The organism is Acinetobacter sp. (genome assembly GCF_036666595.1).
Taxonomy (GTDB): domain Bacteria; phylum Pseudomonadota; class Gammaproteobacteria; order Pseudomonadales; family Moraxellaceae; genus Acinetobacter.
The window spans coordinates 1-919 of sequence record NZ_JAVWVO010000046.1 but is presented as its reverse complement, the minus strand read 5'-3'; the positions used below and the strand labels follow the sequence as shown (position 1 = coordinate 919).

Sequence of the window (919 nt, the reverse complement as noted above, 5' to 3'; positions counted from 1 at the left end):
TGAGAGATACTCAAGCCTTGGCGATAATCTATCGCCTGATGTATTTGGCTTTTTAAATTTTTGCTTGTTAACTGATAGGTATACTTATATTTAGGTATAAATTCATTTGGGTCATACCATGACTTTTCTTTCGATGTGGTTTTATTCAATACTTGAACTTTGATTGTGCTTTTAGAAATAGTTACAAGTGGTTGAAGTCGGTTTTGAATTTTACGAATTTCTTGATTAAATAAACGGCTGTCTTGATCATAATCAATTTTTTTGGTTTTGGGATTGATGTAGAGTGAGTTGACTTGAATGAGCTTTTCAGGATGTTGATTGTTCTTAAACTGATAATAATAGAGCTGTGGTAGGCGACCACGACCATCTTCATAGTGTTTGAGTAAGTAGACTTTTTGGTCTTGATGATCATAGCCCAATATTTCTATGTTTTGTGGTCCACCTACAGTTGCAAAACTGGTGCAGGGTAGGAGTATTAAACTGAGCAAACTGGTTTTGAGTTTCAACATAGCTAGATTTCCTCAATCATTTTTATGATTTCTTTTGCAACATATTGGGTTAAGACGGCAAGTTTTTCTGATGGTGTTCCATCAATAAAATAATGAAAATTATAGATCTTATTTAAATATAAAATTGAGATAAAAAATGTGCCTTCAGGTTTTATTTCTGTTGCACTACCACCGGGTTTGAGTAATCCAGTACAAGCCACAATAATATCCGCTTGTGTAAATAATTTTTTCCCGTGAACAGCCATTGCTTCGGTTACTTCAGCAGATTCAGCAGTATATTTTTCAATGAAAGTTGGCTCAATTTTGAGAATATTGACTTTTGTGGAAGGGTCGTAACTCACTAAACCACCCAGTAATATCTCAGCACCACTGTTTTTATAAATTGAAAATTGGCTTGAAAGATAGCCTGA

2 protein-coding genes are annotated in these 919 nt (G+C 34.2%); both read right to left on the bottom strand.

What is annotated here, in order from left to right; genetic code table 11:
• On the bottom strand, positions 1–509 hold a 509-nt coding region (locus RR876_RS16615; RefSeq protein ID WP_332637144.1), incomplete at its 3' end, for an aminotransferase.
• 2 nt (positions 510–511) lie between these two features.
• On the bottom strand, positions 512–919 hold a 408-nt coding region (locus tag RR876_RS16610; protein WP_332637143.1), incomplete at its 5' end, for a CinA family protein.